This window comes from Lutibacter sp. (assembly GCF_041555395.1).
Taxonomy (GTDB): domain Bacteria; phylum Bacteroidota; class Bacteroidia; order Flavobacteriales; family Flavobacteriaceae; genus Lutibacter.
This window is the reverse complement of sequence record NZ_JBFFKM010000077.1, coordinates 1-8023: the sequence shown is the minus strand read 5'-3', so window position 1 is coordinate 8023 and position 8023 is coordinate 1. Positions and strand designations below refer to the sequence as shown.

Genomic DNA, 8023 nt, shown 5'->3' with positions numbered 1-8023 from the left:
CCTCAGCGCTGGAAAGCAATATTGGGTTAAATGCCATTGCACAATGGACATACACCTTAAAAAATAAAATGCCTCAAGGTTTGGGTACTGGAAGCTTATTTACCAATAATTTTGAAAGTCCGTTAGAAGTAAAAAACGGTCAACTGCTTTATAACAAAACTAAAAAATGGGATTTTAATTTAGAAATATGAAATTTATTCAACAAGCATACAAAGGCAATAATGAAGGTTGGACTTATTTTACGACCTTAATTCTATTGCTTTTTGGTTGGCAATTAATCGGAATTATTCCACTGACATTGGCTGGATTTTATTATTCAAAAGATATAAATGAATTTTATAATGCCCTATCCGATGCTTTCATGAATTTGGGAATAGATTCAAATCTGTATTTATTGCTCATTATTTTTACGTTTTTGGGTGGCCTTGTTTTTTTATTTTTAGGAATTAAATTTATTCATAAGCGTAAAATATTGACTGTTTTAACGAGTAGAGATAAACTGGACTGGAATAGAGTTTTATTTGCTTTTTTATTATGGTTTACAGTTGGTGTTGTCATTTTTATCATCAGCTATTTTATGGCTCCTGAGGATTATGTTTGGAACTTTAAGCCAATTCCATTCTTAATATTGGTGTTAATTTCATTTTTATTGTTGCCAATTCAAACGAGTATGGAAGAAGTATTGTTTAGGGGATATTTAATGCAAGGCTTTGGCACTTGGTTTAAAAATTCATTTATGGCATTAATGCTAACTTCGGTTATTTTTGGTTTGTTACATGGAGCAAATCCCGAAGTGGCAAAATTGGGTTGGTTTATCATGGTTTATTATATTGGTACAGGTTTATTGCTGGGTGTTTTTACGCTAATGGATGAGGGAATAGAGCTGTCTTTAGGCTTTCACTCAGCAAACAACATACTCGCAGCTATGTTGGTTACCGCTAATTGGGCGGCTTTCCAAACAGAAGCCTTATTTATTGATGTATCTGAACCTTCAGTTGGTTACGAAATGTTTGTGCCGATATTTGTATTGTATCCAATCATTTTAATCATATTTTCAAAAAAATACGGATGGACGAATTGGAAGGAAAAATTATTTGGACACGTGTTTAAGCCAATAGAATTTAAGGAAGATGAGTTTATCGCTTAATTTATTAAAAGTTAAAAGTTGATGGTCGACAATCCATTTCATTGTGCATTTAAATTACAAGGGAAATCATTTAATTCCAAAGAAGAACTGATTGATTTTTCCAAAGAAATTTCTTCTGAAGTTACTGGTTTTTTAATGGAATGGTTTAATAAGGAGTCTTTTGTTGAATTAAAAACTTCGGGATCTACAGGGAATCCGAAAATTATTCAACTTCAAAAAAAGCATATGGTAAATAGTGCCAAAGCTACTGGTGACTATTTTAATTTGCCTGAAAAAACAACAGCATTGTTGTGTATGTCGCCAAATTATATTGCCGGTAAAATGATGTTGTTAAGAGCACTATCGTTGGGTTGGCATTTAGATATTGTGGAACCAACTTCAAATCCCCTTAAAAACTTAGAAAAACAATACGATTTTTCAGCAATGGTTCCTCTGCAATTGTATAATTCTTTGGCCGATATTCATAAAATAAGAAAGTTGATTGTTGGCGGTGGAACAGTTTCAAATGAGTTGTTAAATAAAATTCAGGAGGTTAAGACAGCGATTTTTGCCACTTACGGAATGACAGAAACCATAACGCATATTGCGGTAAAAAAGCTCAATATTATTTCGAGCGGAGTCGAATCTTATTACAAAACATTGCCAAACATTAGAATTTCTCTTGATAATAGAGGCTGCCTTATTATTGATGCGCCAAAAATTTCAGAAGAAAAAGTGATTACTAACGATTTGGTTGAACTTATTTCAGAAAAAGAATTTAAATGGCTTGGGCGTTTTGATACCATAATCAATTCTGGCGGTATAAAATTAATTCCTGAACAAATAGAAGAAAAATTATCAGCAATTATAAAAAACAGGTTTTTTGTCGCAGGAAAACGAGATAAAATTCTTGGAGAGAAATTGATTTTAATTTTTGAAGGAATTAAAAATGACGATGTTTTGAATAAAGTTCAATACCTCAGTACACTTTCAAAATATGAAACTCCGAAAGAAATCTATTTTTTAGAAAAATTTATGGAAACACAAACAAGAAAAATTGACAGAACAAAAACGCTAAGTTTGTGTAAAATTGGTAAATAGTTTCAGCTTTTTAACAAAACTTAAAAATACCGACTAAATATTTTAACCAAAACCAGCACTTTTATTCCAATTAAACCTGCATAAAACCAAATAGGAGTTTTAACTGTTTCTTTCAATTCATAATACGCTAATTTAATGGAATTTGGCATATTGTATAGCCTAAATGTTTCGTGGCAACTGGTGCAAATTGATTCTCCGGACTTTCCTCCGGATAAAAATGGAATGTGAAATAAGTGTTTATAAATTCCTATAACAGAGATTTTTGTCGAGTTTCCTGAATTGCATTCTGGACAAATAATTTCCTTTGGAGTTTTATGCTTTAATATATGCTGCTTTTTGCCAAATAAAATCATAATAATTACATTTTTATGGAGTGATATACGTTTTGCACATCATCGTCTTCATCTAACCGGTCTAATAATTTTTCAACATCGGCTTGTTCTTCCTCATTAAGTTTGGTGGTTGTGGTAGGGATTCTTTCAAAACCAGAGGAAATAATTTCTATGTTATTCTCTTCAAGATATTTTTGGATGTTTCCAAATTGATCAAAAGGTGCATAAATAAGAATTCCTTCTTCATCTTCAAAAACTTCTTCCACATTAAAGTCGATTAATTCCAATTCCAATTCTTCCAAATCCATTTTAAGATCATCAGCTTTTATAAGGAAATTACAAGTATGATCAAACATAAAAACAACAGATCCTGAAGTTCCAAAATTTCCGTTGCATTTATTAAAAGCCGCTCTAACATTGGCAACGGTTCTGTTATTGTTATCGGTTGCTGTTTCAATTACGATCGCAATTCCGTGTGGTGCATAACCTTCAAATAAAACTTCTTTATAGTTTGCAGTATCTTTGTCTGTTGCTTTTTTAATGGCGCGCTCAACATTTTCTTTAGGCATATTGGCAGCCTTGGCATTCTGGATTACCGCTCTTAAGCGTGCATTGCTTTCTGGATTTGGCCCTCCCTCTTTTACCGCCATCACAATATCCTTACCAATTCTTGTAAAGGTTTTTGCCATAGCAGCCCATCTTTTCATTTTTCTTCCTTTTCTAAACTCGAAAGCTCTTCCCATAATATTTTCTATATTTTTATGCGCTGTAAAGGTAATTATTACAAAAGGTATTTACAATAATTTTAAACCTGAATTATTCCTAAATTAAATTGTTTTTCAATGGGTGCGTGATTTGCAGCTTCAATACCCATGCCAATCCATTTTCTGGTGTCTAACGGATTGATAATACCATCTGTCCATAAACGCGCGGCGGCATAATAAGGCGATGTTTGGGTATCATATTTTTGCTGAATGGATTCCAGTATTTTTTGTTCTTTTTCATTGGTTATTTCTTCTCCCTTATTTTTAAGAGAAGCTGTTTCAATTTGCAATAAAACTTTTGAAGCCTGTTCGCCGCCCATCACTGCAAGTCGGGCAGAAGGCCATGCAAAAATTAGTCTGGGATCATAAGCTTTGCCGCACATGGCGTAATTTCCCGCGCCATATGAATTTCCTATCACTACTGTAAATTTTGGCACTACAGAATTGCTGACTGCATTTACCATTTTGGCGCCGTCTTTTATAATGCCGCCGTGCTCGCTTTTACTTCCTACCATAAACCCGGTAACGTCTTGTAAAAACACCAGTGGAATTTTTTTCTGATTGCAGTTGGCTATAAATCTTGTGGCCTTATCTGCTGAATCAGAATAAATTACGCCGCCAAATTGCATTTCTTTATTGGCGTTTTTAACGACTTTTCGTTGGTTTGCGACAATGCCAACAGCCCAACCTTCAATTCTTGCGTAGCCGCAGATGATGGTTTTTCCGTAGTCTTTTTTATATTCTTCAATTTCTGAATTGTCGACCAAACGTTTTATGATTTCAAGCATATCATATTGATCAGTTCTTGAGGCAGGTAAAATTCCAAAGATGTCTTCAGGATTTTCAACTGGATTTACAGTTTCTATTCTGTTAAAACCAGCTTTGTCATAATCTCCAATTTTATCAATAATATTTTTTATTTTATTCAAGGCATCATAGTCATCATTGGCTTTATAATCTGTCACGCCACTTATTTCGCTGTGAGCCGTTGCGCCACCCAACGTTTCATTGTCCACATTTTCCCCTATAGCAGCCTTCACCAAATAACTTCCGGCTAAAAAAATACTTCCGGTTTTATCAACAATAATAGTTTCGTCGCTCATAATTGGCAAATAAGCGCCTCCGGCAACACAACTTCCCATAACCGCGGCAATTTGTGTAATTCCCATACTGCTCATGACTGCATTGTTCCTAAAGATTCTTCCAAAGTGTTCTTTATCGGGAAAAATTTCATCTTGCATAGGTAAATAAACCCCTGCACTGTCAACCAAATAAATGATCGGCAATTTATTTTCCATGGAAATTTCCTGAGCACGCAAATTCTTTTTTCCTGTGATAGGAAACCATGCGCCGGCTTTTACGGTTGCATCATTGGCAACAATAATGCATTGTTTTCCTTTGATGTATCCAATTTTTACAATGACGCCGCCCGATGGACATCCACCGTGTTCTTCATACATTTCTTCACCTGCCAATGCGCCAATTTCAATGGAATCGCTTTTGTCGTCAAAAAGATAATTTATGCGTTCTCTTGCTGTTAACTTTCCTTTGTCTTTGTGTTTTTCAGTTCTTTTTTCACCGCCGCCTTTATAAACTTTCACAAGTTTTCTTTTTAGTGCCGATAATTGTAGTTTATTGAAATCTTCGTTTTTATTGAAGTTAATGTCCATTTTAGTTGTGCTTTTCTAGAGAGGCTAAAGTACAAAATGAATGTGAAATAGCATCAAATAAATACCTTGTAAATAAATACCTGGGTAAATAAAAATAATTCATGTATATTTGCATCAGAAATTAATTTTAAGGCGAAAAACATGACAAAAAATATAGTCACTATAGGTGGAAGTTCAAGTAAAAATTCAATCAATAAAATATTGGCTGAATATGCGGGAGGATTGTTAAAAAATGCAAAATTGACAAAAGTAGATTTAAATGATTTTGAAATGCCTTTATTTTCGGTTGATGTTGAAGCTGAAAAAGGATATTCAAAAGGGGTTTTAACTTTAAATGAAATTTTTGAAAATGCTGATGGATTTGTAATCTCGTTGGCTGAGCATAATGGCGCCTATTCAGCTGCTTTTAAAAATGCTTTTGACTGGCTTTCAAGAATTGAAGGTAAGGTTTGGAGAAACAAGCCTATGTTGTTATTGAGCACTTCACCAGGAATTAGAGGAGGGAAATCTGTTTTAGAAATTGCTTTAGGTAAATTTCCTTATATGGGTGCAAATATTATTGGCAGTATGTCATTTCCCTTATTTAATGAAAATTTTAAAGAGGGGGAAATAGTGAATTCCGACTTAAAAGAAAACCTTCAAAATCTTGTTGATGAATTTGAAAATGCACTGTAATTATGGGAGATATTTCAAAAGACATCAATTCAAAGTTTCCAAATGAGCATGTAAAAGCGCTTATTAATATTAAATATACAGCGAATTGGTTAAATACTGTTGGTAATGAATTTTTAAAACCTAATAAAATTTCCAATCAGCAATACAATATTTTAAGAATATTAAAAGGAGCCAATGAAGCAGTAACAGTAAATATGGTAAAAGAAAGGATGATTGAAAAATCACCAAATGCAACCAGGCTCATGGATAAATTGTGCGATAAAGGTTTAATTGAAAGAACGCGTTGCGAGAACGACAGAAGAGTGGTTTATGTTAAAATTTCAGAAAAAGGCCTGAAATTATTGGATAAAATTAAAATGGAGGAATTTGATAACCAGATGAATTCAATTACAGAAGAAGAAGCAAAGATATTGAATGAAATACTTGATAAAATTCGATAACCAGATAAAAATCACAAAAATGAAAAAAATAATTTTTAAAGCAACTGATAGAGGTCAAGCTAATTACGGATGGCTAAACGCAAATTATTCCTTTAGTTTTGCAAATTATTACAATCCTGAAAAAGTGAATTTTGGTGCATTAAGAGTGTTAAACGATGATATAATTCAAGGCGGAATGGGTTTTGGAACGCATCCACATGATAATATGGAAATAATTACAATTCCTTTAAAAGGATCTTTAAAACATAAAGATTCGATGGGCAATAAATGGATAGCCATTGAAACAGGAGAAGTGCAAGTGATGTCTGCCGGAAGCGGTTTGCAGCATTCTGAAATGAACAATTCGCAAAGCGAAGAAATAAATTTATTTCAAATTTGGATTTTTCCAAATAAAATGGATGTGGAACCAAGATATGATCAAAAAAAATTTAATCCTTCAGAAAGAAAAAATAATCTTCAAATTTTAGTATCTTCTATAGATGACAAATTGGAAGGTTCGTTAAAAATTCACCAGGACGCGCTCATTTCAAGAATTGATTTGGATGAAAATTCAACATTTAATTATACGCTAAAATCAGAAAACCATGGAGTTTATGTAATGGTTATTGAAGGTGAAATAAGCATTGAGAATGAAATTTTATCAAAGCGGGATGCCATTGGAATTTCTGAAACCAAAAACATAGACATAAAAGCCAAGAGCGCTTCTGAATTAATTTTTATTGAAGTGCCCATGCAATTTTAAGAAAAATCAGTTAGGATTTGTTGGACCGTTTTGGAAATTTCTTCATTTTTGGCCATTTTTTGCAGTTCGATAGCTTCACAAACTCGAACATCACAATCGGATATTGGGCAACGTTCACAAGTAACACCAACTTTTTTAGATTTAATGTTGGGATCATTTATAAAGTTAATTTTGCTGTTCAAAAGCGGTGAAATAAGCAAACCAATACTGATACTGCGATTGTAATTTTCTTTAAATGGATCTTTCGTGGCACTTGAAATCACCAAATAACTTAATTCATTTTCTGGATAATTAGAAATTTGAATATCTGAAATAATTTCATTTTTATCAACTCTATTTAAAAGATCAATGGAAACCCACCTTCTGCAATAACGTTCATGAATTTCGTTTGCTGTTGGCGGCTGTTGCTGGGTAATATGTAATTCTTTTGAGAGTTTGTACCTGTTTTCGTCATTTTTATTGGTGAAACGCAAAAAGAATAAATTTTTGAAATGAAATATTTTGGGTAATATGTTTGTTAAGCGCTGATAATAGGTTTCAGGTGAGTCTGTAAAACGGAGAATCATTTTATTAAAGGTATGGCTATCCCAAAGTTTTTCATCAAAAAATGTTTTTAGCTGATTCTCAATTGCCTTTCTTGGTATGATGAGGGCACCTGCAAAATAGGATGCCATAAAATTATTTAAAACCTGATCAAATGTTTCAAATTTGATCCATGAAAAGGTATAAAGTCTTTCTTTTAAATTGAGATAATTGTAAGCCAGTTCTTTTGCGAAAATAAAGGTTCTTTGAGATTCGTCTATGGTGTCACTTAACAATAAAGTATTTGTTTTTGGAATAAACACGCATCTTAAATCCGTTAGATTTGTGTAAGAAGAAAGGCCGTTATTGATTATTTTATAATTAAATTCTTCAACTAAAATTTCTTCTAAATCGGACGATTTTATTTTTTCTTCTAAATTAATCTGATAGGCTTTGGCAAATTTTTCGACACTGAGTTCAATGTCTTCAAAATAATTGTTATGCGCTTCCTGATAAGAACGCAAAGCCGCTAAAAAGAAACTTTCACGCGACATGTTATAGTTTTGGGCAATCTTTATTAAGGTACTTATAAATGCATTAACCTTCGCCGGTGCATTTGAAATAATGTCAATCAAATCGGCTTCCTGTATG

At 33.0% G+C, this 8023-nt stretch carries 9 protein-coding genes and 1 pseudogene; 6 read left to right on the top strand and 4 right to left on the bottom strand.

Annotated features, from left to right (window positions below; all coding sequences use genetic code 11):
* From ABY285_RS11665 to ABY285_RS11655, 3 genes and pseudogenes are all read left to right on the top strand, one after another.
* Positions 1 to 191 (top strand): annotated as a pseudogene (locus tag ABY285_RS11665) (o-succinylbenzoate synthase); the annotation flags it as partial.
* Positions 188 to 1147, top strand: a complete 960-nt coding sequence (locus tag ABY285_RS11660) for a lysostaphin resistance A-like protein (protein WP_372770250.1) — start codon at positions 188 to 190, stop codon at positions 1145 to 1147. The pseudogene ABY285_RS11665 and the gene ABY285_RS11660, both read left to right, overlap by 4 nt.
* Before the next feature lie 21 nt (positions 1148 to 1168).
* Positions 1169 to 2227, top strand: a complete 1059-nt coding sequence (locus tag ABY285_RS11655; protein ID WP_372770248.1) for an AMP-binding protein — start codon at positions 1169 to 1171, stop codon at positions 2225 to 2227.
* Positions 2228 to 2247: 20 nt separating this feature from the next.
* Here ABY285_RS11655 and ABY285_RS11650 read toward each other — a convergent pair whose 3' ends face one another.
* From ABY285_RS11650 to ABY285_RS11640, 3 genes are all read right to left on the bottom strand, one after another.
* Positions 2248 to 2580: a hypothetical protein gene (locus ABY285_RS11650; RefSeq protein WP_372770246.1), complete on the bottom strand. Its 333-nt coding sequence runs from the start codon at positions 2578 to 2580 to the stop codon at positions 2248 to 2250.
* Between the two features lie 5 nt (positions 2581 to 2585).
* On the bottom strand, positions 2586 to 3302 hold the full coding sequence (locus ABY285_RS11645; RefSeq protein WP_372770244.1) for a YebC/PmpR family DNA-binding transcriptional regulator: 717 nt from the start codon (positions 3300 to 3302) through the stop codon (positions 2586 to 2588).
* A 62-nt stretch (positions 3303 to 3364) separates the two neighbouring features.
* Positions 3365 to 4993: an acyl-CoA carboxylase subunit beta gene (locus tag ABY285_RS11640; RefSeq protein WP_372770242.1), complete on the bottom strand. Its 1629-nt coding sequence runs from the start codon at positions 4991 to 4993 to the stop codon at positions 3365 to 3367.
* 141 nt (positions 4994 to 5134) lie between these two features.
* Between ABY285_RS11640 and ABY285_RS11635 the strand changes: the two genes are divergently transcribed.
* From ABY285_RS11635 to ABY285_RS11625, 3 genes are read left to right on the top strand one after another with little or no spacing between them, the layout of a single operon-like run.
* Positions 5135 to 5668: an NADPH-dependent FMN reductase gene (locus ABY285_RS11635; protein WP_372770240.1), complete on the top strand. Its 534-nt coding sequence runs from the start codon at positions 5135 to 5137 to the stop codon at positions 5666 to 5668.
* A gap of 2 nt (positions 5669 to 5670) precedes the next feature.
* On the top strand, positions 5671 to 6108 hold the full coding sequence (locus tag ABY285_RS11630) for a MarR family winged helix-turn-helix transcriptional regulator (protein ID WP_372770238.1): 438 nt from the start codon (positions 5671 to 5673) through the stop codon (positions 6106 to 6108).
* A 19-nt stretch (positions 6109 to 6127) separates the two neighbouring features.
* Positions 6128 to 6850 carry a pirin family protein gene (locus tag ABY285_RS11625; RefSeq protein WP_372770236.1) on the top strand — a complete coding sequence of 241 codons (723 nt, stop codon included), beginning with the start codon at positions 6128 to 6130 and terminating at the stop codon, positions 6848 to 6850.
* On the opposite strand, the gene ABY285_RS11620 is transcribed toward ABY285_RS11625, so the two are convergent.
* On the bottom strand, positions 6847 to 8023 hold a 1177-nt coding region (locus ABY285_RS11620), incomplete at its 5' end, for an ImmA/IrrE family metallo-endopeptidase (protein WP_372770234.1). The two genes, ABY285_RS11625 and ABY285_RS11620, sit on opposite strands and share 4 nt — an antisense overlap.

Excerpts from the sequence above, each read along its gene's own strand:
- ABY285_RS11625 (WP_372770236.1), top strand. The coding sequence starts at position 6,128 with ATGAAAAAAATAATTTTTAAAGCAACTGATAGAGGTCAAGCTAATTAC.
- ABY285_RS11640 (WP_372770242.1), bottom strand. The coding sequence starts at position 4,993 with ATGGACATTAACTTCAATAAAAACGAAGATTTCAATAAACTACAATTA.
- ABY285_RS11655 (WP_372770248.1), top strand. The coding sequence starts at position 1,169 with ATGGTCGACAATCCATTTCATTGTGCATTTAAATTACAAGGGAAATCA.
- ABY285_RS11645 (WP_372770244.1), bottom strand. The coding sequence starts at position 3,302 with ATGGGAAGAGCTTTCGAGTTTAGAAAAGGAAGAAAAATGAAAAGATGG.
- ABY285_RS11635 (WP_372770240.1), top strand. The coding sequence starts at position 5,135 with ATGACAAAAAATATAGTCACTATAGGTGGAAGTTCAAGTAAAAATTCA.
- ABY285_RS11650 (WP_372770246.1), bottom strand. The coding sequence starts at position 2,580 with ATGATTTTATTTGGCAAAAAGCAGCATATATTAAAGCATAAAACTCCA.
- ABY285_RS11630 (WP_372770238.1), top strand. The coding sequence starts at position 5,671 with ATGGGAGATATTTCAAAAGACATCAATTCAAAGTTTCCAAATGAGCAT.
- ABY285_RS11660 (WP_372770250.1), top strand. The coding sequence starts at position 188 with ATGAAATTTATTCAACAAGCATACAAAGGCAATAATGAAGGTTGGACT.